At 69.6% G+C, this 22,954-nt stretch carries 23 protein-coding genes; 10 read left to right on the top strand and 13 right to left on the bottom strand.

All coding sequences use genetic code 11. The features are described from left to right. Positions 1–6: 6 nt before the first annotated feature. Genes ACFYRH_RS16300 through ACFYRH_RS16260 form a run of 9 tightly spaced genes read right to left on the bottom strand, consistent with a single transcriptional unit; the run spans position 7 to position 7,476 of the window. The gene (locus ACFYRH_RS16300) at positions 7–621 is read right to left on the bottom strand and encodes a V-type ATP synthase subunit D (protein WP_387774691.1); all 615 of its coding nucleotides are present in this window, start codon (positions 619–621) and stop codon (positions 7–9) included. After that, positions 618–1,997: a V-type ATP synthase subunit B gene (locus ACFYRH_RS16295; RefSeq protein ID WP_387774688.1), complete on the bottom strand. Its 1,380-nt coding sequence runs from the start codon at positions 1,995–1,997 to the stop codon at positions 618–620. Before ACFYRH_RS16295 ends, ACFYRH_RS16300 begins: the two co-directional genes overlap by 4 nt. Then, positions 1,994–3,715, bottom strand: coding sequence for a V-type ATP synthase subunit A (locus ACFYRH_RS16290; RefSeq protein WP_387774685.1), 1,722 nt, complete (start codon positions 3,713–3,715; stop codon positions 1,994–1,996). Before ACFYRH_RS16290 ends, ACFYRH_RS16295 begins: the two co-directional genes overlap by 4 nt. After that, positions 3,703–4,227: a V-type ATP synthase subunit E family protein gene (locus ACFYRH_RS16285; protein WP_387774682.1), complete on the bottom strand. Its 525-nt coding sequence runs from the start codon at positions 4,225–4,227 to the stop codon at positions 3,703–3,705. The genes ACFYRH_RS16290 and ACFYRH_RS16285 overlap by 13 nt, the downstream gene beginning before the upstream one ends. Continuing rightward, positions 4,224–4,445: a hypothetical protein gene (locus tag ACFYRH_RS16280; protein WP_387774679.1), complete on the bottom strand. Its 222-nt coding sequence runs from the start codon at positions 4,443–4,445 to the stop codon at positions 4,224–4,226. The genes ACFYRH_RS16285 and ACFYRH_RS16280 overlap by 4 nt, the downstream gene beginning before the upstream one ends. Continuing rightward, a complete protein-coding gene (locus tag ACFYRH_RS16275) occupies positions 4,442–4,822 on the bottom strand; it encodes an ATP synthase subunit C (protein ID WP_387774676.1) in 381 nt (126 codons plus the stop codon). The genes ACFYRH_RS16280 and ACFYRH_RS16275 overlap by 4 nt, the downstream gene beginning before the upstream one ends. Further along, positions 4,819–6,138 carry a V-type ATPase 116kDa subunit family protein gene (locus ACFYRH_RS16270; RefSeq protein ID WP_387774673.1) on the bottom strand — a complete coding sequence of 440 codons (1,320 nt, stop codon included), beginning with the start codon at positions 6,136–6,138 and terminating at the stop codon, positions 4,819–4,821. The genes ACFYRH_RS16275 and ACFYRH_RS16270 overlap by 4 nt, the downstream gene beginning before the upstream one ends. Further along, positions 6,125–7,045, bottom strand: coding sequence for a hypothetical protein (locus ACFYRH_RS16265; protein ID WP_387774670.1), 921 nt, complete (start codon positions 7,043–7,045; stop codon positions 6,125–6,127). Before ACFYRH_RS16265 ends, ACFYRH_RS16270 begins: the two co-directional genes overlap by 14 nt. Further along, positions 7,042–7,476 carry a hypothetical protein gene (locus ACFYRH_RS16260; RefSeq protein ID WP_387774667.1) on the bottom strand — a complete coding sequence of 145 codons (435 nt, stop codon included), beginning with the start codon at positions 7,474–7,476 and terminating at the stop codon, positions 7,042–7,044. Before ACFYRH_RS16260 ends, ACFYRH_RS16265 begins: the two co-directional genes overlap by 4 nt. Positions 7,477–7,762: 286 nt before the next feature. Here ACFYRH_RS16260 and ACFYRH_RS16255 point away from each other — a divergent pair, with 286 nt between their 5' ends. From ACFYRH_RS16255 to ACFYRH_RS16230, 6 genes are all read left to right on the top strand, one after another. Further along, on the top strand, positions 7,763–8,692 hold the full coding sequence (locus ACFYRH_RS16255) for an ABC transporter ATP-binding protein (protein ID WP_387774664.1): 930 nt from the start codon (positions 7,763–7,765) through the stop codon (positions 8,690–8,692). Then, the gene (locus ACFYRH_RS16250) at positions 8,689–9,534 is read left to right on the top strand and encodes a hypothetical protein (protein ID WP_387774661.1); all 846 of its coding nucleotides are present in this window, start codon (positions 8,689–8,691) and stop codon (positions 9,532–9,534) included. The genes ACFYRH_RS16255 and ACFYRH_RS16250 overlap by 4 nt, the downstream gene beginning before the upstream one ends. Positions 9,535–9,580: 46 nt before the next feature. Further along, positions 9,581–10,906: a sensor histidine kinase gene (locus tag ACFYRH_RS16245; protein WP_387774658.1), complete on the top strand. Its 1,326-nt coding sequence runs from the start codon at positions 9,581–9,583 to the stop codon at positions 10,904–10,906. After that, positions 10,903–11,574, top strand: a complete 672-nt coding sequence (locus ACFYRH_RS16240; protein ID WP_387774655.1) for a response regulator — start codon at positions 10,903–10,905, stop codon at positions 11,572–11,574. Before ACFYRH_RS16245 ends, ACFYRH_RS16240 begins: the two co-directional genes overlap by 4 nt. Before the next feature lie 64 nt (positions 11,575–11,638). Then, positions 11,639–12,439: a polysaccharide deacetylase family protein gene (locus ACFYRH_RS16235; protein ID WP_387774652.1), complete on the top strand. Its 801-nt coding sequence runs from the start codon at positions 11,639–11,641 to the stop codon at positions 12,437–12,439. After that, complete coding sequence (locus tag ACFYRH_RS16230; protein WP_387774649.1) at positions 12,436–13,644, top strand: YncE family protein; 1,209 nt, start codon at positions 12,436–12,438, stop codon at positions 13,642–13,644. The genes ACFYRH_RS16235 and ACFYRH_RS16230 overlap by 4 nt, the downstream gene beginning before the upstream one ends. A 50-nt stretch (positions 13,645–13,694) precedes the next feature. Here ACFYRH_RS16230 and ACFYRH_RS16225 read toward each other — a convergent pair whose 3' ends face one another. Beyond that, a complete protein-coding gene (locus ACFYRH_RS16225) occupies positions 13,695–15,062 on the bottom strand; it encodes an FAD-dependent oxidoreductase (protein ID WP_387774646.1) in 1,368 nt (455 codons plus the stop codon). Positions 15,063–15,177: 115 nt separating this feature from the next. On the opposite strand from ACFYRH_RS16225, the gene ACFYRH_RS16220 reads away from it, so the two are divergent. From ACFYRH_RS16220 to ACFYRH_RS16205, 4 genes are read left to right on the top strand one after another with little or no spacing between them, the layout of a single operon-like run. Beyond that, the gene (locus ACFYRH_RS16220; RefSeq protein ID WP_387774643.1) at positions 15,178–15,525 is read left to right on the top strand and encodes a hypothetical protein; all 348 of its coding nucleotides are present in this window, start codon (positions 15,178–15,180) and stop codon (positions 15,523–15,525) included. 28 nt (positions 15,526–15,553) lie between these two features. After that, the gene (locus ACFYRH_RS16215; protein WP_387774640.1) at positions 15,554–16,798 is read left to right on the top strand and encodes an amidohydrolase; all 1,245 of its coding nucleotides are present in this window, start codon (positions 15,554–15,556) and stop codon (positions 16,796–16,798) included. Beyond that, a complete protein-coding gene (locus ACFYRH_RS16210) occupies positions 16,795–17,475 on the top strand; it encodes an HAD family hydrolase (protein ID WP_387774637.1) in 681 nt (226 codons plus the stop codon). Before ACFYRH_RS16215 ends, ACFYRH_RS16210 begins: the two co-directional genes overlap by 4 nt. A gap of 56 nt (positions 17,476–17,531) precedes the next feature. Then, positions 17,532–18,167 (top strand): trimeric intracellular cation channel family protein, encoded by a 636-nt coding sequence (locus ACFYRH_RS16205; protein WP_387774634.1) that lies wholly within the window; start codon positions 17,532–17,534, stop codon positions 18,165–18,167. A gap of 15 nt (positions 18,168–18,182) precedes the next feature. Here the strand turns inward: ACFYRH_RS16205 and ACFYRH_RS16200 are convergent, their stop codons facing one another. Genes ACFYRH_RS16200 through ACFYRH_RS16190 form a run of 3 tightly spaced genes read right to left on the bottom strand, consistent with a single transcriptional unit; the run spans position 18,183 to position 22,926 of the window. Continuing rightward, positions 18,183–18,635 carry a hypothetical protein gene (locus ACFYRH_RS16200; protein WP_387774631.1) on the bottom strand — a complete coding sequence of 151 codons (453 nt, stop codon included), beginning with the start codon at positions 18,633–18,635 and terminating at the stop codon, positions 18,183–18,185. A gap of 58 nt (positions 18,636–18,693) precedes the next feature. Continuing rightward, a complete protein-coding gene (locus ACFYRH_RS16195; RefSeq protein WP_387774628.1) occupies positions 18,694–19,743 on the bottom strand; it encodes an oligogalacturonate lyase family protein in 1,050 nt (349 codons plus the stop codon). Between the two features lie 42 nt (positions 19,744–19,785). Then, entirely contained in the window at positions 19,786–22,926 is a 3,141-nt protein-coding gene (locus ACFYRH_RS16190) for a sugar-binding protein (protein ID WP_387774625.1), read from the bottom strand. Between the last annotated feature and the right edge of the window lie 28 nt (positions 22,927–22,954).

Genomic DNA, 22,954 nt, shown 5'->3' with positions numbered 1-22,954 from the left:
TGAGCTTCAGGAATCCTGCCGGCCCGCGCTGTGGCGCGCGGCCCAGCGGAGCCTGACGTTCTCCTCGCGCTCCGACTCGTCAAGTCGCTGTGCCAGCTCGGTCAGGCGCCGCTCGAGTCTCGGGATCCAGCGCAGCTCGAGTGCTCGTTGTTGCTGGCGGGTGAGCGCCAGCTCCCTCGTCACCAGAGCAACAGCACGCTGGGCGGCAGCGAGCTGGACCGCCGCCGCGAGCGCCGTACGGTGAGCTCGCATCGTGAAGACCAGGGCGGAGCTTCCGGCCGGCATCGGTTCAGGGCCGAAGTCGACCTGCGCGCTGGTCGGATGGCTTACGCCCATCGTCACGCCGTACCTGAGGACGACCTCGGTAGTTGCGGCTGGCATCGAGTCGAGCAGCGTCCGCTGACCATCCAGCGAACTGCTTCGGCGCAGCCACATCCGGGCCACCTGTTCGGCCTGCTCGAAGGCCTCCCCGGCTCGTTCGGCGGCCGACTCGAGGCGCTCACATTCGGCGGCCAGGGCCCGCCGCTTGCGATCCAGCAGTTCCACCGCCCGGCGGGCGGTGGCCAGTCGGGCCGTGAGCGCCAGCCGTCCGGCCCGTCCGGTGGCCGGTCCGCCGGTCACTCCGCACCGTCCGGAAGATGCTCCGCCAGTAAGGCATTCGACACCATCGTCAGCTCGCGCCGCGGCAGCACCGACACCGCCCGCCACAGCCGGTCCAGGGTGTCGTCGAACCCCCGAGCCTCGTCCAGGCGCTGCCGCAGCAGTGCGTCCTCCAGCGCGGTCGCGTAGGCGAGATATCCGCGATCGGTCTCGCTCAGCGCGCCGGCGCCGATCAGATCCGCCAGCTCGGCGGCCTGCCGGGCGCGGGCCAGGGCCGCGATCGCCTGCGCGGCGATCTCCAGGTGATCGTCCCTGGTCCGGCCGGGCCCGGCACCGTGGCGCATCAGCCGCGACAGCGATCCCAGGACGTCGAGCGGCGGATACAGCCCGCGAGCGTTCAGATCCTCCGCCAGCACGACCTGCCCCTCCGTGATGTACCCGGTCAGATCCGGCACCGGATGGGTGATGTCGCCGGCGGGCATCGTGAGCACCGGCATGATCGTGACGGAGCCCGGGCGGCCGCGGATCCGGCCGCAGCGCTCGTACAACGACGCCAGGTCGCTGTAGAGGTAGCCCGGATACGCTCGCCGCGCGGGGATCTCCTGGCGTGCCGCCGCGACCTCCCGGACGGCTTCGCAGTAGCTCGTCATGTCGCACATCACGACGAGCACGTGGCTGCCTTCGACGAAGGCGAGATGCTCGGCGACGGTGAGTGCGATCCGCGGCGCCAGCAGTCGTTCGATCACCGGGTCGTCGGCACCGTTGAGCACCATCACGAGCTCGCCGGCGGCCGCCCGCTCCTCGAGCGCCGTACGGACGAAGGAGATGTCCGCGTGCGGCAGCCCCAGGGCCGCGAACACCACCACGAACGGATCACCGGCGGCGGACGACTGAGCCGCGATCTGAGTCGCGAGCCCGAGATGTGGCAGACCGGGCACCGAGAAGATCGGCAGCTTCTGCCCGCGGACCACGGTAGTCAACGCGTCGATCCCGGAAACCCCGGTCAGCACCGGCTCCCGCGGAGACTCCCGCTCGACGGGATTCAGCGGCCAGCCGTTCACCGCGGCCGATGCCGGCCCCAGGATCGGCGGGCCTCCGTCGAGTGGTTCACCCCGGCCGTCGCAGGTCCGGCCGAGCCAGCTCCGCCCGAGCGGAACCCGGAACGGGCTGCCGCTGAAACGGACCCGGACCGCGCCCGGGCGCATCCCGGCAGTCCCTTCGAGCACCTGCAGTACGGCGAGATCGTCGGCCACCTCCAGCACGACACCGTGGCGCTCGCTCCCGTCGTCGAGACCGACGACGGCGGACTCGTCCCAGCCGACTCCGCGGAGCCCACCCACCACCAGGAGTGATCCGTGCAGCGACCGAACATCGCCGTACTCGATCTGCGCGCTCATGAGAGCGCCTCCAGCGCGTCCATCAGCGCCGCACGGCGGTTGTCCAGGTCTGCCGGTGCGTCTTCGCGCGCCCGGATCAGTGGGCCCCAGTCGAACTCCTCGAGCCCGGTCGCGGAGACTCCCCGGTCGATCAGGGTCATACAGCGGTCGACGACGTCGAGAACCAGCTGCAGCAGCGCGGATCCGCGGCCGGCGGAGCAACTGGCGTCGACGGAGCTCAGCGCGCTCTGGGCCAGAACCGCATCCCGGAGCAACCGGCCGCCGAGCATCGTCATCCGTTCCCGCCCCGGCAGGGTCCTGGTTCCGACGATCTCCGCGAGCTCGTTCAGCCGCGCGGCCTCGGCCAGCACACTCATTGCCCGGGCTCGCCGGGCTGCCCAACCGTGGTTGCCCTGCTCCGCCTGCCAAGCGCCCACAGCGTCGGCGTCGTGCGAATACGACGCCGACCAGCTGACGGCCGGGTAATGCCGCGCATAGGCAAGATCACGATCCAGCGACCAGACGCCTCGGACGAACCGCTCGGTCGCGGTGGTCACCGGCTCCGTCAGGTCCCCGCCCGGTGGCGACACCGCGCCCACCACCGTGACCGCCCCGACCCGGCCGGCTTCGGTGCGTACTCGTCCGGCCCGCTCGTAGAAGGCGGCGAGCGCGGAGGACAGATCGGCCGGATAGCCCTCCTCGGCGGGCAAAGCGCCCGTACGGGAGGCGAACTCGCGCAGCGCCTCTGCCCATCGCGAGGTGGAGTCGGCCACCACGACCACGTGGTACCCCATGTCGCGGTAGTACTCCGCCACCGTGATCGCGGTGAAGACACTCGCCTCGCGTGCCATCATCGGCATGTTCGATGTGTTCGCCAGAATCACCGTGCGGTCGATCATCCGCCCACCGGTGCGCGGATCGGCGAGCTCGGCCAGCTCACCGAGTACGTCGGCCATCTCGTTGCCGCGCTCACCGCAGCCGACGTACACGATCACGTCCGCATCGCACCACTTCGCGAGCTGCTGGAGGAGAACCGTCTTCCCGGTGCCGAAGCCGCCCGGCACCGCCGTGGCCGAGCCGGCACCGATCGGGAACAGCAGGTCCAGGACCCGTTGACCGGTGTGCAGCGGCAGGAACGCTTCCTCGCGGGACGCGAACGGCCGAGCGAGGCGCACCGGCCACTGCTCGAACAACCCGACCTCGCGATCGCCGACCCGGGCCACCGCATCGTCGGTGCCGACCTTGCCCGCCGCGGCGAGGAACCGCAGGTCGCCGCGCACCCGCGGCGGGACCAGGACCCGATGCTCTACCGCCCCCGCGCCTGTGACGACACCGAGTACGGCGCCCGGTCCGACCGGACGCCCCGCCTCGGCACCCGGCACGAAATGCCAGCCGTCGGTTGCCGAGTCGTCCGGCTCCAGTGTCTGCGGCGACAGCCAGGTCGGCGCCGATGACAACGGCCGTAGCAGTCCGTCGAAGACCCGTCCGAGCAGACCTGGCCCGAGGCGTGCCGACAACGGACGCGCGGTCCGGCGGACCGTATCGCCGACCATCAGGCCTCCGGTGTACTCGAACGCCTGCAGCGTGACCGTCCCCCCGCCGATGGCCACCACCTCGGCCGGGATCCGGCGCTCACCCAGCTCGAGCACTTCGTACATCGATGCGCCCGGTACGTCGTCCGCCTCGACCAGTGGACCGTTGACCCGGCGGATCCGGCCCGTCGCCGTCAGGGTGTCCACAGTTCGGCCACCTCTGCCCCGGATCGTGTGAGCGCGCGGTCCGCCAACGTCGGCAGGCTCAGGTCGAGTCGCTCGTTCCCGGCCGTCGCCAGCACGCCTCCGTCGGGTGCCTCGACAACGGCCGCGCCCGGACCGAGCTGTTCCCGGGCCGTATCGGCCAGCCGCCGCCGAAGTACGTCGTACTCGGAACGACCGGTCAGTCCCGACGCGGCTGCCCGGCACCGGCGCCGCAGGTCGTCGTACAGTTCGCGCTGCACCGAAAGCAGCATCTGCCTGGCGTCCCGCCGGCTCTGCCTGGTCCGTGCCGCGAGGATCGCCCTCGCGTCGGCCTCCCCCGTGGCACGGGCGGCGACGACGAGCTCGGCGGCCGTACGGCGTGCCTCGTCCAGCAGCTTGTCCCGCTGCGCCTCGGCATCACGCACGACCGTGGCGGCCTCAGCGCGGGCCGCGTCCAGCAACGCCGCCCGCACCCGTGCGAGCGCGGCGTCGGCCGCCGGCAGCAGCCGGCTCATGCTGGCAACACCACGGTCAGCACGGCCGCGGAGTCCAGTGCCTGAGGGTCCAGCGCTCCGGCAGCGGCCGGCGTCAGCAGCACGATGCCGATCTCCGTGGGAAGCTCGCGCCACCATCGCCGTACCTCGGCCGCTGTAGTTGCCGGCAGCAACCGCACTCCCACGAGACCGTACCCCGCGGTGCGGACCGGCTCTCCCAGGACCGCGATCTGTGTCATCGCGCCTGCCCCACCAGGATGATCGCCACGATCAGTCCGTAGATCGCGATTCCCTCGGCGAGCCCGACCACGACCATCGCGCGACCGAACAGCTCCGGACGTTCGCTCATCGCGGCCAGCGCGGCAGCGCCGGTATAGGCGACCGCAACCCCCGCGCCGATCGCGGAGCCGGCCATCGCGATCGCCGCCCCGAGCAGCGCGGACCCGTTCGCCGCGGCAGCCTGGCTCGCGGCCGCCACCTCAGGGCGACCGGCGGCGAAACCCGCGTCGGCGGTCACGATGACGATCAGTACGGCGACCGCGACGCTCAGCAGCACGACGTTCACCACGGCGAGCAGGATCGCCGCCCACGGATGCCGCCGGACGAAGTCCCTCACGATGTCACCTCCAGATCCTCCGCCGGCAGTCGCCACGGCCGGAACGGATGTCCGTCCGCGTCGAACACGCGGGAGAACAGTTCGTAGTACTCGAGCCGAAGAGCCTGAATGCCGGCGACCAGCGCCTCCAGGGCGAAGGCGATGCCCGTGCCGACGACCAGCAGGAGACCGGCGCCGGCCCGGCCCGACGCCGTACCGGCATGCCACAAGGCGACGGTCCCGGCCCAGACGATCGCGCCGAGCGCGGCGTGGGTGAGGCCGAACGCGGCCAGCCGGGCGAAGGAAACGATGTTCGAGCCGAGCCGGACGACGACGTCGAACAGTTCGACCGCGGCCTGCGCGACGCCGGCGCCCCCTCCTCCGGACGCGGCGAGCAGACCGATGAACGTGAGCACCAGTCCGACGACCGCGAACAGGATCGCCCCGATCAGTACTCCGCCGCTGTCGAAGTAGATGCCGCCGACCACACCCCCCAGGGCGAGGAAGAGCAGGGCTCCGGCGACCCCTGTGCGGGCGTACAGGGCGTAGCCCCATCCGCCTTCGCGGAAGCGGTTCACGATGCCCAGCGCGTACGCGCCACCCAGCAGAACCGCGCCGGCCCCGATGGCGGTCAGCAGCAACGGGACGATGTCGTCGACGGGTGACAGCCACACGACCGGTACCAGGCCGGTCGGCCCGAACATCTCGCCGTACAGCACACCGAAGAACATGCTCGCGACGCCGGCTCCGGCGAGGAACGGCCAGGCCGGCCGGAGCTTGGTCAACCGGGCGAAGCGCCCACTGCGGACCATCGCGGCACCGAGCAGCAGGAGCAGTCCATGACCGACGTCGCCGAACATCATCCCGAACATCGCCACGTAGGCGATGCCCGCGATCGTGGCGGGGTCGACGTCGGCATACGGGACGGTGGTGTACGTGCCCACGAGCACCTCGAACGACTGTCCGCGGCCCGTCTGCCGCAGCAAGGTCGGCGGTTGCACGCCGAGCGGCAGCGGAAGTGGTACGGCGGCGCCACCGACGGGCGCCAGCACCTCGCTCACCTCGGGCAGTGTGGCTGCCGGAGTCCAGCCCAACAGCGCTGTCACCGGTCCGTGATCGACCGCCTGCGCTGTCCGTCGCCGCAGCTCGAGTTCGCGGGCTGACCATTCGGGACGACGGTCCGCGACGACAGCGATCTCCGTCTCGGATCCGACTGGATCCAGCTCGACGACACCGACGGCGCTCAGTCGATCGAGCAGCTCACGGTCCTGCTCGATCGGAACGACCAACGCGATCCGCTGCATCCGGACCGGCCGCACGGCGTCACGCCACGACATCGAGCACCTCCCCCGGACCGGCGCCGATCGACGCGTCCCCGAGGGCGACCCGCACCCGCCAGCCGTCGACAGCAAGCACAGCCACAGCCCCGAGGAACGGCTCCATCCCCGTCGTTCCCTGCCGCAGCAGGCGAAACCCGTCGGACTCGATCCGGGCCGCCAGGCCGGCTTCGGCCCGCCAGAGATCGGCAGGTTCGCCGACCCCCTCGAGGACCCAGCGTCCCGCCGCCGGAATCGCTGCCCGGAGGCTGTCCACCGACCGTGCGTGCACCCATTCGGTGCCGACCAGGGGCGCCGCCGCCGGCACTGTCCAGGCAGCACTCGTTGCCGCCAGCATCTGTCTGGCGATCACCAGGACCGCCGCGCCCGTCACCCACGTGACCGTCGCCGGCGCCTCGCTCGCGATCCTCCTGAGCCAGCGCAGTACCAGCAGGTCGTGCAAGCCATCGGGTGTCGTGTCGCCCGGATCACCCCACGACGACCTCGCGAGAGCAGAACGAAGGTCCTGCGGCGAGGTCGTGACCGCGATCCTCGGCCAGGACAGCGCGAGGCTGCCGAGTTCGTGGTACGGGCGGCGCCGTCCCGGTTCGGCCAGCGTCCGGGCGTGCGCCTCGATGTTCGCCAGCTCGTACCGCGCGCCGAGCGCCCGCGCCAGTCCGGCCGCCGACTGCGGCAACCAGCCGCACAACACCCGCAACTGCCACAACTCCGCACCCGCGACGAGCCACTCGGCCTCCGGCAGGCTTGTGCCCGGCGAGGCGGCTCGCGCGTACGCCGTACCGCTGAGTCGCCCCAGGGCGTCGGCGAGGCCGGGGGCGAGGGCGAGCTCCCGGGCCGCGGCCGCCCCGAGGCACCGGCGGGCCATGGCCCTCGCCCGGACGGTCGCCGCCACCCAGCCCGCGCTCATAGCTCCACGCCGGCCTCGGCTCGAACGCGTTCCAGGACGAATTCCACCAGCCTCTCCATCCGCTGCGCCGCGCCGTCCCTCAGCAGCGCGGCCTGCGCGGTCGCGGCGGCCAGAGGCTGATCCGCCGCCCTGCCGCCACGGGCTCGCACGGCGGCGGCTGCCTCAGCCTGCTCGCCCACCGCCCGCTTCCGCGCATCGGAGATCAGCCCGGCAGCGTCGGTTCGCGCCGTCGCGACCATCCCGTCGGCCCTTCGTGCGGCCCGCGCGCGAATGTCCTGGCATTCGGCGATCACATCGTCGAGGGCCTCGAACACGGCGACGAGCTCCGCCGGCACCCCGCCGCGACTGTCGACCGGTACGCCGACCGGACCGGCACCGCCCGGCGTGCCGACAGGACGGAAGCGGTGCAGGCGATCCAGCAGCGTGCTCATCGCGACCCCCGTCCGGCCGGCCGACTGGTTGACACGCCTTGATCGTCACCCGCGCGGTCCCAGGCGGCCCAGGGCCCAAGGTCCCGTCCAGCCCGGCAACGGGCCCACCGCGACGGCACCGTCCAGCCGACTTCGGCACGCCCGGTCCCCTCGCAGTGAGTAGTACCTCGGTACGACGTGGGGATCGGAAATCAGGCCGTGGTACGACGGTTCGCGGGGTGCCCGTTCCTAGGTTTGACAGCGAGGGCGGCGGATGGTCCGTCGCCCGCGAGGCGAGGGCGGCGGGATGATCGAGGCACGACAGCTGACCAAGCGGTACGGCGAGACGATGGCGGTCGACGGACTGGACTTCACGGTCCGGCCGGGATCAGTGACGGGTTTCCTCGGGCCTAACGGCGCGGGCAAGTCAACGACGATGCGGATGATCATCGGGCTCGACGCTCCGACTGCCGGAACGGTGACCGTGAACGGCAAGCACTACCGCGATCACTCGGCTCCTCTCCAGGAGGTCGGCGCCCTGCTGGAGGCGAAGTCGGTCCACCCGGGCCGATCCGCCTTCAACCATCTGCTCGCGCAGGCCTACACCCACGGCATCCCCCGCAGGCGCGTCGAGGAAGTCATCGAACTCACCGGCCTTCAGACCGTGTCCCGGAGGCGCGCCGGCGAGTTCTCGCTCGGCATGGGACAGCGCCTCGGCATCGCCGCCGCCCTGCTGGGCGACCCGGCGACGGTGATGCTCGACGAGCCCGTGAACGGTCTCGATCCCGAGGGCGTGCTCTGGATCCGCAACCTGCTCACCGGGCTCGCCGCGGAAGGCCGGACCGTCTTCGTCTCCTCGCATCTCATGAGTGAGATGGCGCTGGTCGCCGACCGGCTGATCATCGTCGGCCGCGGCCGGCTGCTGGCCGACACCAGCGTCGAGGAGCTCGTCCGCGAGGCCGGCGGCGACACGGTACGGGTCGCCACCGCGGATCCCGCGAAGCTGCGCGACGTACTGATGGGCCCGGGCGTCGAGGTCGTCGGACAGGCTGGTTCCGAAGAGCTCGAGGTCACGGGTATGTCGGCCCGGGCTGTCGGCACTGCCGCGGCCGAGCACGGCATCGCCCTGTACGAGCTGACCACCGTCAAGGTGTCCCTGGAGCAGGCGTTCATGGACCTGACCCGGGACACCGTCGTCTACCACGGCACCACCGAGCTACCGGAGCGTGCAGCATGACCGTCGCCACCTCGTCGCGCGCGGCCGACGGACGCGCGGCAACCGCCAAGCCGCAGTACCGCGTCACCGGCCCGCGAGTCCTTCGCTCGGAGACGGCCAAACTCTGGTCGCTGCGCTCCACCTGGATCACCCTGGCACTCGGCCTGCTGTTCCTGGTTGCCTTCGGCACCATTGCCGCCGTGCGCTACCACTCGAGTCTCACCTCCGGCCGGCAACTCGACCCGGACTTCGCGCATGCCACCACGCTGAGCCTCGCGCTGTTCGGCGTACCGCTGTCCCAGTTGGCGCTCGGCGTTCTCGGTGTCCTGGTCACCGCCGGCGAGTACTCGACCGGCATGATCCGGTCCACGCTCGCCGCCGTACCCCGACGGCTGCCCGTGCTGTGGTCGAAGGCCGCCGTGTACGGCGTGGTCGCACTGCTGATCGCCTTCGTGGGTACTTTCGTCGCGTTCCTCGTCGACAGCGGAATCCTCACTGGAACTCCGGCCGCCCTGACGATCTCGCATTCCGGTGTCGTCCGGAGTCTGCTCGGCGCAACCCTCTATCTCGGGCTGATCGGCGTGATCGGGGTCGCCCTCGGTGCCATGCTGCGTTCGGTCGCGGGCGCCATCTCCGCGCTGGTAGGAGCCCTGATGCTGGTACCCGGGCTGATCTCGCTGCTCCCGACCGCGTGGCACAACGCGATCCAGCAGTACCTGCCGAGCGAAGCGGGCCAGGCGATGTACGCGCTGCATCAGGCCCCACACACTCTGTCGCCGGGGGCCGGACTGCTGGTCTTCGCCGGTTGGACGGCACTCGCGCTCGCCGGCGGCGCCTGGCGCCTCGCACGGAGCGACGCCTGAGCGCCAACGCCGAAGCTCCGTGTTGATCGACGGTCACAATGGAGACGTGACGGTGACCGGCGACGATTCGCAGGCGCCCCCGCTCGTGCCGATGGAGCCGATGGCGCCTGCCGCGGCTGATCCGGACCCGCTGTGGCAGCACCCGCTGGTGTTGCGCCTCGGCCGGATCGGCCGACGACTGCGCCGTGCCGACGACAAGCGACCGTGGCTGCTCGACACGCTGGTGGTCGTCGTCGCGTTTGTGTTGTTCTGCCTGCCCGATCTCCTGCGCGGCGGTGGCCCGCGTGAGCTCAACGGCGCGTTCGGTCCGGTTCCGCGCTGGGAGATGGCTGCGTTGCAGGCCGGGCTGATCCTGCCGCTGTTCCTGCGCCGGCGCGCGCCGATGACCGCGTTCCTGCTGATCGCCGCGGTCTTCGCCGTCCAGTGGTCGCTCCCCGTCTTCCTCCGTGCGGATGTCGCGTTGCTCATCGCGCTCTACAGCCTCACGCTGCACAGCTCGCTGCGCCGGCTGTTGTGGGCGTGCACCGTGACTGTCGGCGTACTGAGCTTGGCCCTGGTCAGGATCTCCGCCTTCGCCTCGGTGGCCGAGGTCGCGTTCCTCCTGATCTGTGCGTCGACCGCCGCGGTCGCGCTCGGGCTGGTGGTTCGGATCAGGCGGTCACAACTCGCCGGCCTGCGCGATCGAGCGGCCCGGCTGGAGATCGAGCGCGACCAGCGCAGCATGCTCGCCGTCGCCGCCGAGCGGGAGCGGGTCGCACGGGAGATGCACGACATCCTCGGACACAACCTGTCGGTCATCATCCGGCTCGCGGACGGCGGAGCGTACGCCGCCCGCGTCAATCCGGACCGCACCGCGCAGGCGCTCACTCTGATCGGCGAGACGGGACGTGAGGCCTTGAACGATCTGCGGAGAACTCTCGGCGGCCTCCGCGACGAGACCGCCGTACCGGATCTCGCGCCGCAGCCAGGGATCGCCGACGTGGACGCGCTGTGTGAACGGATCCGTGCCGCCGGGCCCGAGGTCGTCTACCGCACCGTCGGCGAGCTCCCCTCGGATCGCGGTCTCCAGTTGGCGACGTACCGGATCGTCCAGGAAGCACTGACCAACTCGCTCAAACACGCCGGCCCCGGCACCGAGGCACGCGTGAGCCTCGAAGTCGCGGATCAGCGCCTGCGCATTCTGGTCGAGGACAGCGGCCCGGCGTCCGGCTTCCGGCCCACGGCCGACACAGGCCCCGGCCAGGGACTGATCGGGATGCGGGAGCGCGCCGCCCTGTACGGCGGAACGGTCCTGGCCGGTCGCTCCGGCTCGGGTGGATGGACCGTCCGGACCGAACTCGAACTCCTCCCTGCCCAGGAGCGGACACCATGACCACAGTCCTGATCGTGGACGACCAGCCACTGCACCGGCTCGGCCTCCGGATCCTGCTCGAATCGGTGGACGAGACGCAGGTGGCGGGCGAAGCCGGAAACGGGTCCGAGGCGGTCCGCCGTACGGCCGAGCTGCGTCCCGATGTCGTCCTGATGGACATCCGGATGCCCGGTATGGACGGCATCGAGGCGACCCGCCAGATAGTGGCCAATGGCAACAGGTCACGCGTGCTGGTGCTGACGACGTTCGACCTCGACGAGTACGCCCACGCGGCACTCCGTGCTGGAGCGAGTGGCTTCCTCCTGAAGGACGCCCGCCCGGAGGAACTGCTCGGCGGTATCCGCGCGGTCGCGGCCGGAGACGCGATCATCGCGCCGGCCATGACGCGCCGGCTCCTCGACACCTACGCGCACCACCTGCCACGTTCCACCCGGGACCAGGACCACGATCACGCGAAGATCCACGCCCTCACCGACCGGGAACGCGAGATCCTGGTCGCCATCGCCCGCGGCTGGACCAACCCGGAGATCGCCGAGCGCCTCCACCTCTCCGAGTCCACGGTCAAGACCCACGTCGGCCGCGTTCTCGCGAAGATCGGCGCCCGCGACCGCGTCCAGGCCGTCATCTTCGCCTACGACATCGGCCTCGCCTCCCCGAACCCGTCGTAGCCTCGCGAACTCGACGGGCGGCGGCTCAGCGTCCGCTCAGGTCGGGCTGCGTACCTTCGGGCGCATGGCTGTGGACCGGCGGACCGTGCTGAGATCGGCGCTACTGGCGATGGGCACGGGGGCCACCGCCGCCTGCTCGACCGACGACAACGCGGACAGTCCGGCCGCCCCATCGACCACCGAACCGACGAGCACCTCGGCAGAACCGACGACTCCCCCACCGAGGTCGCAGGCACCGTCTCCGAGCGCTCCCGCGAGAGCAGCCGCCGCCGTCGAGATCAGCCACGGACCGCGCACCGTCCACGAAGTGGCGCTGACCTTCCACGGCAACGGCGACCCGGCGCTGGGCAACAGACTGCTGGACCTGGTCGAACGGTCCGGAGCGAGGGTGAGTGTGCTTGCCGTCGGCACCTGGCTCGTCGCACATCCCGAGATGGCGTCCCGGATCCTGAAGGGCGGGCACGATCTCGGCAACCACACGATGCACCACAAGCCGATGCGCAACCTCGACTCGGCCCAGGCCCACCGCGAGATCGGCGACTGCGCGACCGTGTTACGCCGTACGGCGAAGAGCCCCGGCCGCTGGTTCCGCGCCTCGGGCACGCAGCAGACGACACCGCTCATCCGGTCGGCCGCAGCCGCGTCGGGCTACTCCACCTGTGTCTCGTACGACGTCGACGGTCTGGACTGGCAGGACCCGCCCGCGGCAACCGTGGTCAAGGCCGTTCTCGACGGAGTCCGGCCGGGATCGATCGTCAGCCTGCATCTCGGACATCCGGTCACCGTCACCGCACTGCCACGCATCCTGTCCGGTCTGACCGCCAAGCGGCTCGAGCCGGTCACGTTGAGCCAGCTGCTGCGATGAAGCAGGCGTACGTCGTCGCCGCGCTCCTGCTGCTGACCGCGACCGCGTGTACCACCGGCGCACCAGCCCTCTCGCCGCACCCGTCCGTCGCATCCTCCCCGGCAATGACCCCGGCAACCACCCCGCAGCCGAGCATCAAGCCTGCGTCCAAGCCGACGCCGCATCTGCTTCCTGGCATGCCTCCGCCGGTGTCGACGACCGATGTGTGGGCCGCCGACCGGCCGGGCCGGTTCTCCCCCTCGGTACGCCGGATGCCGGTCCGCATCTACGTCCCGAACAGCGGCAGCAACACGGTGACCGAGATCGATCCACGGACCTACAAGGTGATCCGCACGTTCCGCACCGGCCGGGAGCCGCAACACGTCGTACCGTCCTGGGATCTGAAGACGCTGTGGGTCAACAACGACCTGGGCAACAGCCTGACCCCGATCAATCCGCTCTCCGGCCTGCCCGGTCGTCCGGTCGCCGTCCACGACCCGTACAACCTCTACTTCACTCCGGACGGCAAGCACGCCGTGGTGATGGCGTCGAACGACAGGCAGTTGGTGTTCCGCGATCCGCACACAATGGCTGTCCAGAAGACCGTTCCGGTGCCGTGTGCCGGGGTGAACCACGCGGACTTCTCCGCCGGCGGTACGACGTTCCTCGTGTCCTGTGAGTTCTCCGGGCAGCTGCTCGTCGTCGACACCGCCGCGGAGAAGGTCGTCCAGGTCCTCCGCCTACCGGCCAACGGGATGCACAAGCCGATGCCACAGGACGTGAAGCTGTCACCGGACGGATCGGTGTACTACGTCGCGGACATGATGACCAACGGCGTCTGGGTCCTGTCCGCCCACCGACCCGTGACGATCCGCGCCTTCATCCCGACCGGACTCGGTGCACACGGGCTGTACGTCACGCGGAACTCCCGGGACCTGATCGTCACCAATCGGGGCGAGGGATCGATCTCGCTGATCGACTTCACCGGCGGGAAGGTCGTCAAGAAGATCCGGATCCCCGGTGGCGGCAGCCCGGACATGGGCGGGGTCTCGCCGGACGGCCAGGTCCTGTGGGTCAGCGGACGCTACAACTCGGTGGTGTACGCGATCCGGCTCAGCACCGGCAAGCTGCTGGCGAGGATCCCGGTCGGCAACGGGCCGCACGGACTGGCCGTCTTCCCCCAACCCGGCCGCTACTCACTCGGCCACACCGGCATCTTCCGCTGATCGACCACGAGACCAGCGATCACGACCGGATCCAGTCGACGGCGACTTCGTCAGCGGGCGTACGGTTCCAGGGCGGCGAGGACTTCGTTGAGGGCTTCGGTGCTGGAGGGGTGGGTCCAGATTCCGTTGAGCAGCTCGTCGGCGGTGGTTCCGGTGCGGATCGCCAGTGCGACGAGGTTCACGAGCTCCTGCGAGTCGATGCAGAACAGCGACGAGCCGAGGACCTTCCGGGTGGCCGCGTCCACGGTGAACGTGATGACGCCCTCCACGTCGCCGACGATCTTGGGGCGGGGCATGGTCGCGATCCGCGCGACAGGTTCGGCGGCGTACAGGACGTCGTACCCGGCCTGTCGTGCTTGGTCCGGGGAGAGTCCGACCTGGGACAGCGGCGGCGTGATGAAGGTGGTGGTCGGTACGGCGATCCGGTCGGCTGTTGTGCGGCCGCCGGCACCGCACAGTTGGCTCCAGACGATGCGGTAGTCGTCGAGCGAGATGTAGGTGAACTGCGGCCCACCGTTGATGTCGCCGACGGCGAAGACCCCGTCGACCGACGTACGCAACCACTCGTCGACGCGCACGAACCCGTTGCGGTCGGTCGCGATTCCGGCCGTGTCGAGGCCGAGGCCGGCGGTGGCCGGCGTACGCCCGACGGCGAGGAGAACGGCGTCGGCGCGCAGGTCGCCGTCGTCGAGCCGCACGCTCAGCCCGTCGGCGGTGTGCCGGATCCCGCGTACGTCGGTTCCGCCGCGCAGCGTGATGCCACGCCGGGTGAGGACGTCGCGGACAGTCTCGGCGACCACGGGCTCGGCCCTCGGGAGGAAGGTGTCCTGGGTGTCGAGCACGGTGACATCCGACCCGAAGTGCTGGAACATGTTCGCGAACTCCAGCCCGACGTACCCGCCACCCACGACCACCAGCCGGCGCGGGAAGGGATCGGCGTGCTGAATCGTGGTCGAGTCGTACACGCCGGGCAGATCGACGCCCGGGATGTCGGGTCGGGTCGGTGTCGCGCCGGTGCCGATCACGATGTTCTGCGCGGTCACGACAACGTCGCCGTCCGCGGTGTCCACGGTGACTTCCTTCGGGCCGGTGAACCGCGCGCGCCCGTCGATCAGGGTGGCGAGTCCGTCGAGCATCGCGTAGTTCGCCGCGTTCAGCTTGCCGATCAGCGCGTCGCGGTCCGCCACCGCCGCAGCGAAGTACTCCGCCGGATCGTCGGTTGCGCGTCGCGTCTCGGCGGACACGATCAGATCCTTCGTCGGTACGCAGGCCACGTTGATACACGTCCCGCCGTACATCGCGGGGTCCTGCTCGACCAGCGCCACCGACCGGCCGTCCAGCGCGCACCGCCGAGCGAGCGTCTTGCCCGCCTTACCCCACCCAACCACCAACAGATCAACAGAAAGCGGTGACCCCATGTCTGCTCCTTCCGGTCGGTCCAGGCTACGACCGGGGACATCGATGGGTCTGTCTCCGCCGCGCGGACAGGTGTAGCGTCGACTGGGTCCGGCTTGAACCAGGAAGAAGAAGCTCATGGCAGAAGACCAGGTCAGGGCCAACCTCAAGGGGATGGACGATCTCGACTTCACCGGTTGGAACAACGCGGACTGGGACGGCGTGTTCGCACACCACCACACGGACGACGTACTCGTGGACTGGAAAGGACAGACACCGACCCACGGGGTCGCCGAACACATCGCCGCGATGAAGGCGTACGTCGACTCCGCCGGAGGGACGCCGCCGCAGATCACGTCGCACCCGATCGCCTTCGGCTCCGGCGACTGGACGTGCGTGATCGGGGAATTCGAGGGCGGCGGCCGAATGGTCACGGTCGCCAAGTGGGTCGACGGCGCCATCGCCGAGGAGTACATCTGGTCGTGACGGCGACCGGCAGGCGCATGATGTGGGGATGGACAGAACAGCGGTGACAGCGGTCCTCGGTCGGCTCGATCTCGTCCGCCCCTGGCAGGAAGACTTCTACCGCGACCTGCACGCGCACCCCGAGCTGTCGCATCAGGAACGCCGTACGGCGGCCAACGTGTCCGCCCGCCTCGCCGAGACAGGCTATGACGTCCACGAGAACATCGGTGGCACCGGCGTCGTCGGGATCCTCCGCAACGGCACGGGCCCCACCGTGCTGATGCGCGCCGACATGGACGCCCTCCCGGTCCTCGAGCAGACCGGTCTGCCGTACGCCAGTACGCGGACTGCTGACGACGGCACAGCCGTGATGCACGCGTGTGGTCACGACGTCCACGTCACCTGCCTGCTCGGCACCACCGCCCTGTTGGCGCAGTCGCCCGAGCAGTGGTCCGGCACGCTGGTTGCCGTGTTCCAACCGGCCGAGGAGACCGCTGACGGCGCCAAAGCGATGCTCGACGGCCACTTGACCTCGCTCGTCGGCAAGGTCGACGTCGCCCTCGCCCAACACGTGCTCCCGCTCCCGGCAGGCCAGGTCGGCACCCGGCCGGGCCCGGTCCTGTCCGCCGCCGACAGCATGCGAATCGTCGTCCACGGGCGCGGCGCCCACGGCTCCATGCCGCAGGCCGCCGTCGATCCGGTCGTCCTCGCCGCGATGATCGTCGTACGGCTGCAGACGGTCGTCGGCCGCGAGGTCGCGCCCGGGGATACCGCCGTACTGACCGTCGGAAGCCTTCAAGCCGGTACCAAGAGCAACGTGATCCCCGATCACGCGGTACTTCAGCTGAACGTCCGGACGTACGACGAACGCACGCGCGCCACCGTCCTCGCCGGGATCGAACGGATCGTCCGCGCCGAGTGCCAAGCCTCCGACTCGCCGAAGGAGCCGGAGTTCGAGCTGTTCGACCGCTACCCGCTCACCGACAACGACGCCGAGGTCACCTCGCGGGTCTCCGCCGCGTTCGCGGACTTCTTCGGCGACGGTGCCGGTGTGCTTCCCCAGCAGAGCGCGAGCGAGGACTTCAGCGACATCCCGAACGCCCTCGGCACGCCGTACAGCTATTGGGGAATCGGCGGCATCGATCCGGACCGCTACCGGGCCGCCGAGGCTGCCGGGCGGATCGCACAGGACATTCCGGTGAACCACTCGGCGAACTTCGCGCCAGTCCTCCAGCCGACCCTCGACACCGGTACCCAAGCCCTGGTCGTCGCCGGCCTCGCCTGGCTGCGATGAGTACGGCCGAACGCGGAGTCGCCGCGGTGGTGTTCGACCTCGACGGCGTACTCATCGACTCGGAGCCCGTGTGGGAACAGGTCCGCCACGACCTGGTCGACGAGTACGGCGGCCGGTGGCCGGCGGACGCGCAGACCCAGCTGATGGGCATGAACACCCAGGAATGGGCTCGCTACCTGAGCGAGGACCTGGGTGTCGGCCTGCCGTCTGACCAGGTCGCCACAGTGGTGATCGACCGGATGGCCGCCCGCTATGCGCAGCAACTGCCTCTGATACCAGGCGCCGACAGTGCGCTCCGGCGTATCGCCGCCCGGTGGCGTTTGGGACTGGCGAGTTCGTCGCCGCGCCGACTCATTGACAGCGTCCTCGCGGCGGCCGGGTGGGATGCCCTGTTCGAGGCCACCGTGTCCACTGAGGAAGTGGCCAGAGGGAAGCCTGCACCAGATGTCTATCAGACGGTCATCGGTCAGCTCGGCCTGCCGGCCACGGCCTGCGTCGCGATTGAGGATTCGAGCAACGGACTGCGGTCGGCCGCCGCTGCAGGTCTGCTGGTGATCGCCGTTCCGCGTCCGCGGTACCCGCCGGCACCCGACGCGCTCGCACGCGCAGCGACGCAGCTGACGAGCCTTGACGACCTCACAGTCGCCAGCATTGAGCGGACCGCCCGCCAGGGCTAGAGATGTCGTGGCCGACCAGGTTGGCTCGCCGCGCGCGAGTCCGGTAGACAAGGCCGGTGAGTACTGTGTCGTCGACCTTCCTGGTTCTGGACCTTACCGGCACGTTCGCGTTCGCCCTCAACGGCGCACTGACGGCGCTGCGGGTCGCCCGGGTCGACATCGTCGGAGTGGTCACGCTCGGCATGTTCACCGCGCTGGGCGGCGGGATCGTCCGCGACATCCTTCTCAACGCGCTCCCGCCGGCGACCTTCAGCGACTGGCGGTACCTGACGGTGGCTGCCGTCGGCGGCCTCGTGGCCTTCTTCTTCGGCCGCCGCCTCGACCGGCTCGCCAAGCCGATCCTGCTGCTGGATGCTGCCGGGCTGAGCCTGTTCGCCGTCAGCGGCGCACTCAAGGCGCTCGAGTACGACGTCGGCTTCGGCCAGGCGGTCATCCTGGGCACGATCACCGCTGTCGGCGGCGGAACACTACGAGACGTCCTGATCCGCGAGATCCCGTCCGTGCTGACCAGCGGCCTGTACGCGATCCCCGCCCTGGTCGGCGCGCTGGTGGTGGTCACCGCCGAGCGATTGGGTGCGCCGACGCTGCCGGCCGCGATCGCCGCGGCGGCCGTCTGTTTCATCATCCGGATGCTCGGCGTCCGCTACGCCCTCAACGCCCCCAGCCCGCCGGGCAGCAAGCGCGCACCATGACCTCCGGACGACGGATCAGGCCACGAAGTCGATCCGATGAACACCGCCGCCGAACTCGAACGTATCTCCTGCTCGAAGGCCCCTGAGCGAGGAGTAGATCGGCGCATCGGACGAGATCCCCTCATAGCTGACGCCGTCACAATCGAACGCCCCCACCGCTACGCCCACGACGTAGCGATCGCCGTCGAAGCCGACCAGTGCGCCAGGAGACACGACAGTCTCAGGCCCGAAGTCGAGCGCTTCGACCTGCTTCAGGAGTTCTGCCTGATGTCGCTCCGCGCTCGCGGAGAGTCCCCCCAGGTCACCCGCCTCGTCAGCCTGGGACTGATCGTCGACCGAGTACGCCGAATCCGGGTCAAGCCGCGCCGCCGAGTCTTCAGCCGCAACATTCGCTCTGGACTTTCGAAGCTCCTCTCTGACCTGAGCAATGAGCGCTTCCCTGACCCGTCGCTTCGCAGTCTCATCCATAAGGCCCTCCGGCACCGGTCGCAGATACCTCCACCGTACGCACCAGAAGCTGAACCTCTCAGGTGTCGGGGAGGTCGATTCGGGTGATGGACAGGGTTCCGTCCGGGGCCAGGTCGTTGAACAGTACGGCCGAGCCGTCGGGGGTGAAGATCGGATGCGGGTGCGCGGGATGGCGGGTCGCGCGGGTACGGGCGAGTGGGAGCGTGCTGCCGTCCGTGAGGTCGACGAGCAGGATGTCGGAGATTCCGTCGGCGTTCTCCCATCCCTTGCCAGGACGATCCGCGGGCCCGGACGTGTCGACCACGGCGCGCCGTCCGTCACGGCTGATGTCGCAATGCCAGTAGCGATCGCCGCGGGACAAGAGTCGTCCGGCAGGGTCGTCCGGAGATGCCCAGTACAAGCCACGAGGGCCGTTCGGACTGACGCCGTACGCCACGACGACCGCACCTACGGCGTGGTGAGCCCATCGCTCGTGTCCGAAACACACGCCTTCCGGCTGCCGAAGTACGCATTGCCCCTCCGGCAGCTCAACAGCGTGTCGAGCCCACACCCGATCCGGCACGGACTTGGTGGGTCCTTCGTGGGAGTACCCGATCCACGCCGGATCGGCCGGGCAGTAGTGGGCATGATTCGCCCACCACTCGCGAGTCTGCAGCTCGCGGATCCGCCCCGTCCCGACGTCGACCTCGAGCAGCGTGTACTCCCCCGGCGCCTCCTGTGAGACCAGCACTCGATCACCTGCAGGGCTGATGCTGACCAGCCCCTGCAGCGCACGGCCCGCAGGAGCTCGGTACAGCATCTCCGGCGCCGCCGTTCGGTCGGCGAGATCCATGATGTGCAGGACTCCGTCCCAGGTCCCGGCGAGGCGCTCGGCATCGCGGGCCACGTCGAACCACACCGTCCCCTCCTGCCGGGCCTGGGCCGGTACGGCGCACAGCTCGCGCACGTCCGCGTCACCAGGCTCACGCCACGGCACGCTGACGAAGCCGGTCGCCGAACGATCGGCATCCCACCGGACGACCACCAGCCGCTCTCCGTCCGCGTGAAACCCGCCGGCGTGCGGATAGGTCAGGTGTGCGCCCGTGGCCACGCGGATCGCGTCGGTCATCCTGCGTCCTTTCTCGGTGCTTACGAGTACCGGATGGTTCTCCTAACTGGTGAAGGTTCCCGGCAGGAACAACGTCGTGGTCTTTCCGGTGACGATCCCGCTCGCCCATTGCATGGCGCCGACCCGCCCGGCGCCGTCGTTCTCGTTCAGAGCAAGGGAGATCGCCACCGGCCCGGCCGGCTGCGTCGTGAACCCGAGCGCCGCCCACGGCAGCTTCACCTGGTACTTCGTGACGCCGTCGGCGCGGGTGATCACGGCAGTTGCTCCTGGTGTGGCGCCGGTCGGGCTACCGTCCGACGTACCGAACGTGTACACGGCCGGACCGGTCGGCAGCAGGGCCGCACCGATCTCGGTAGAGGTGGCGTTCTCTCCCGGCAACCCGTTGCTGATCGCGAACTGCAGGCTGTCGCCGCGCCACAGGTTGGGCGCGGTCTCCGTCTGCGCGAAGACATCGTCGGTGACGTCGGTGTTGATCGTCAGACCAGTCGCGTCGTACTGGAAGTTCGCCTTGCCCGACAGGTCCGCGGCGCCTCCCCACGGGCGGGAGAAGGCGATCCAACTGGCATCGTTGGCCAGGTCGATCGAGCTCTGCGGAGTTGTTGCCGAAGGCACGATCGGATCGAAGGCCGTGGTGCCCTTCACCGAGACCTTGTCGCCGTCGGACGTCGTCAGATCGACGGTGTATGCATACGGCTTCCATGGCTGCAGACCGGTCAGCGGGATGCTGATCGTCTCCTGCTTGCCCGGTGCGATCGACTGGCCGGCGCCTGCGGTCCCCTTCTGACCGCCGATGGTCCAGCTCAGTTCCTGGATGGTCGCGGCCGTACTTGCCCGGGTGTTGGTCAGCTCGATACCGAGAGCAGTCTTCAGATCCGGGGTGAGCTGTGGAAGCGCCCGGATCCTGGTAGCCGGCTCGACGCTGGTCCACGTGACCAGGCGCGCGGTCGGCTTGCCGTCCCGGGAGACCGTCGCGACCAGATGCCGCAGACCGAGCGTGTCGCTCGGCGGCACCGCAACGGTGACAGTCGTGTCCTTGCCAGGCGTCACCAGAACGCTCTCCGTCTGACCCGCCACCGTCACCTGCCGCGGGCCGAGGTTGCGCGGGCTTCCTTTCAACGTGACAGTGACAGCGGTCGGCTCTTGCGAGTTCGACGGATTCGCGGCCGTGGCCGTGAGTTGCGGCGCCGCCTGCTGGGAGACGGCCGTCGCGGAGCCCTTGACGAACACCGGGTCCTGATCGACCGTCAGGCTCACGACACCGGCCGTCGGAGTCAGCGTGGTCGTGTGACCGTACATGTCGGTCACCTGCAGCGGGCTGGTGGTGCTCAGGTTGACCGACGAGGTACCGCTCGTGGTCGACCACAGAACGCGCGTGGTCGCAGCGCCGGAGCCGTACCGGTACGAGTACAACGGCGCGGTCAGGTTGTCGCGGCCGCTGTAGGCCAAGCCGCTCAACGCGCGGATCGTGGTCGCCTTCGCCACCAGGGCCGGCTTCGGCGCCATGCCGGCGATCGGTCCGGCGGGTGCCTGCAGGAGGCCGAAGGTCGATTCCTTGTCGTCCAGGTTCGTGCCGTCGTTCAACGCGTCGTACCAGTAGAACTGGCTCACCCCGCTCGCGATCAGCAGCGTGTCGTTGCGGATCGACTTGCGGGCCTGGTCGATCAGCGAGCCGCCGTAGCTCGCCGCGGTCGGGTAGCCCTGTTCGCTGACCCAGATCGGCTTGCCGGCGCCTCCGTGGGCATCGGCCGCGGCGCGCAGGCTCGCGACCTGGGCGTCCAGATCGCCCTCAGGACCGCCGAACGTGTAGATGTGCGCGTCGATCGTGTCCACGTAGTTCAGGCCGCCGTTGGCCAGCACCTGGTCACGGAACGAGGTGTCGCCCTTGTTCGGCCCGACATCCGCGAGGACGTTCGCGTTCGGGTTGTCTGCGTGGGTCTGTTCGTACGCCGCCTTCATCAACGGGACGAAGCACGCACCGGTGAGACCGCAGGCGCTGTCGTTGAAGCCCGACATGTAGTACTCGTTGTAGGTCCCGATGTCGTTGGTCGTGCCCGCGAAGTGCTTCAGCCACCAACTCTGGTATCTGCCGTACGCGGCCAAGCCCTCCGGTGTACTCGGCGTGTGCCCACCGTCGTAGAGCGGGTTCTTGTAGCCGGTGCCGAGCAGTGGCGTCAGGCCGTTCGCCTTGGCGTCGGCCATCATCGCGTCGTACTGCGCCGGGACCGCATAGTTGCCAGGTGACCCGGACTCGACACTGCGCCACTCCAGGCTCTCCCGGATGTGCGAGAACCCGGCCAGCGCCAGCGTGCGGATCAACGCACCGCTGAGGTCGTAGTAGTGCGCCATGTGCGTGTTCACGCCCCACTTGCCGGTCGGCGACTGGATCCCGGCAGGGAGGGGTGGGATCACCGCCAACGTCGTACCGACCACTGTCGACCCCGCTGCGAGGCGAAGGTTGTAGAAGCCCGCGCCCAGGCCCGCCACATTGATCGACCCGTTCGTTGTGTTGCCCGAGGCAACCGGAAGGTACTGGTCGTCGGTAATGCTCCAGGCCACCGAGGACGCCGTCGAGGTGAGCGTGACGTTTCCGGAACCCTGCTGGAAGACCAGACTCTGATTGGTGACCGTGATTCCGGTGGTGTCGGCGAACGAGACACTCACGGAGCTGATGCAGACCGAACTGATGACACCACCAGGCGCACTCGCCATCAGCCGGATGTCGGCGCCGTTCGCACGATTCTGGAAGTTGATGTTTGACATCCGGAACTGCGTGCTCGACCAGGCACCGGTCCCGGGGAACGTGAACCACGGCACCGGCGTGAACGCGGCACTGACGCTGTCGTACTGCGCCGTCAGTTGCTGACCCGGGGCATCGAAGTAGTTGATCGTGAGTACGGCGTCCGTCGCGCCGGCCGGAATCCGGGCGGCATCGAGGTTCAGGTAGATGTACTGGTCCTTCGGATCGTTGCTGGTCTGCCAGCACGGCACACCGAGCCGGCTCGACGCCGCGTGCTCCGGCGTCTTGTCCGCGTCCCCGGGCCAGGCAGTCACACCGTCCGCCGCCACCGGACCGGAGAACACGATCCCCGGATCACCCGCAGCCTGCGCGGGCAGCACGAGTTGGGTGGCGGCGAGCAGCCCGACGGCCACCACCGCCACTGCTTTTCGCACCGAATCAAGCATCAGCGATCCTCTCGTCGGGTGGGCGGAT

The sequence above is a fragment of the Kribbella sp. NPDC004875 genome (assembly GCF_042873375.1).
Classification (GTDB): domain Bacteria; phylum Actinomycetota; class Actinomycetes; order Propionibacteriales; family Kribbellaceae; genus Kribbella.
The sequence above is the reverse complement of the archived record's forward strand: the minus strand, read 5'-3'. Positions and strand labels throughout refer to the sequence as shown.

Coding starts and splice junctions, on each gene's coding strand:
- ACFYRH_RS16295 (WP_387774688.1), bottom strand. CDS start 1,997: ATGAGCGCGCAGATCGAGTACGGCGATGTTCGGTCGCTGCACGGATCA.
- ACFYRH_RS16285 (WP_387774682.1), bottom strand. CDS start 4,227: ATGAGCCGGCTGCTGCCGGCGGCCGACGCCGCGCTCGCACGGGTGCGG.
- ACFYRH_RS16280 (WP_387774679.1), bottom strand. CDS start 4,445: ATGACACAGATCGCGGTCCTGGGAGAGCCGGTCCGCACCGCGGGGTAC.
- ACFYRH_RS16270 (WP_387774673.1), bottom strand. CDS start 6,138: ATGTCGTGGCGTGACGCCGTGCGGCCGGTCCGGATGCAGCGGATCGCG.
- ACFYRH_RS16265 (WP_387774670.1), bottom strand. CDS start 7,045: ATGAGCGCGGGCTGGGTGGCGGCGACCGTCCGGGCGAGGGCCATGGCC.
- ACFYRH_RS16260 (WP_387774667.1), bottom strand. CDS start 7,476: ATGAGCACGCTGCTGGATCGCCTGCACCGCTTCCGTCCTGTCGGCACG.
- ACFYRH_RS16255 (WP_387774664.1), top strand. CDS start 7,763: ATGATCGAGGCACGACAGCTGACCAAGCGGTACGGCGAGACGATGGCG.
- ACFYRH_RS16250 (WP_387774661.1), top strand. CDS start 8,689: ATGACCGTCGCCACCTCGTCGCGCGCGGCCGACGGACGCGCGGCAACC.
- ACFYRH_RS16240 (WP_387774655.1), top strand. CDS start 10,903: ATGACCACAGTCCTGATCGTGGACGACCAGCCACTGCACCGGCTCGGC.
- ACFYRH_RS16235 (WP_387774652.1), top strand. CDS start 11,639: ATGGCTGTGGACCGGCGGACCGTGCTGAGATCGGCGCTACTGGCGATG.
- ACFYRH_RS16230 (WP_387774649.1), top strand. CDS start 12,436: ATGAAGCAGGCGTACGTCGTCGCCGCGCTCCTGCTGCTGACCGCGACC.
- ACFYRH_RS16225 (WP_387774646.1), bottom strand. CDS start 15,062: ATGGGGTCACCGCTTTCTGTTGATCTGTTGGTGGTTGGGTGGGGTAAG.
- ACFYRH_RS16220 (WP_387774643.1), top strand. CDS start 15,178: ATGGCAGAAGACCAGGTCAGGGCCAACCTCAAGGGGATGGACGATCTC.
- ACFYRH_RS16215 (WP_387774640.1), top strand. CDS start 15,554: ATGGACAGAACAGCGGTGACAGCGGTCCTCGGTCGGCTCGATCTCGTC.
- ACFYRH_RS16210 (WP_387774637.1), top strand. CDS start 16,795: ATGAGTACGGCCGAACGCGGAGTCGCCGCGGTGGTGTTCGACCTCGAC.
- ACFYRH_RS16200 (WP_387774631.1), bottom strand. CDS start 18,635: ATGGATGAGACTGCGAAGCGACGGGTCAGGGAAGCGCTCATTGCTCAG.
- ACFYRH_RS16195 (WP_387774628.1), bottom strand. CDS start 19,743: ATGACCGACGCGATCCGCGTGGCCACGGGCGCACACCTGACCTATCCG.
- ACFYRH_RS16190 (WP_387774625.1), bottom strand. CDS start 22,926: ATGCTTGATTCGGTGCGAAAAGCAGTGGCGGTGGTGGCCGTCGGGCTG.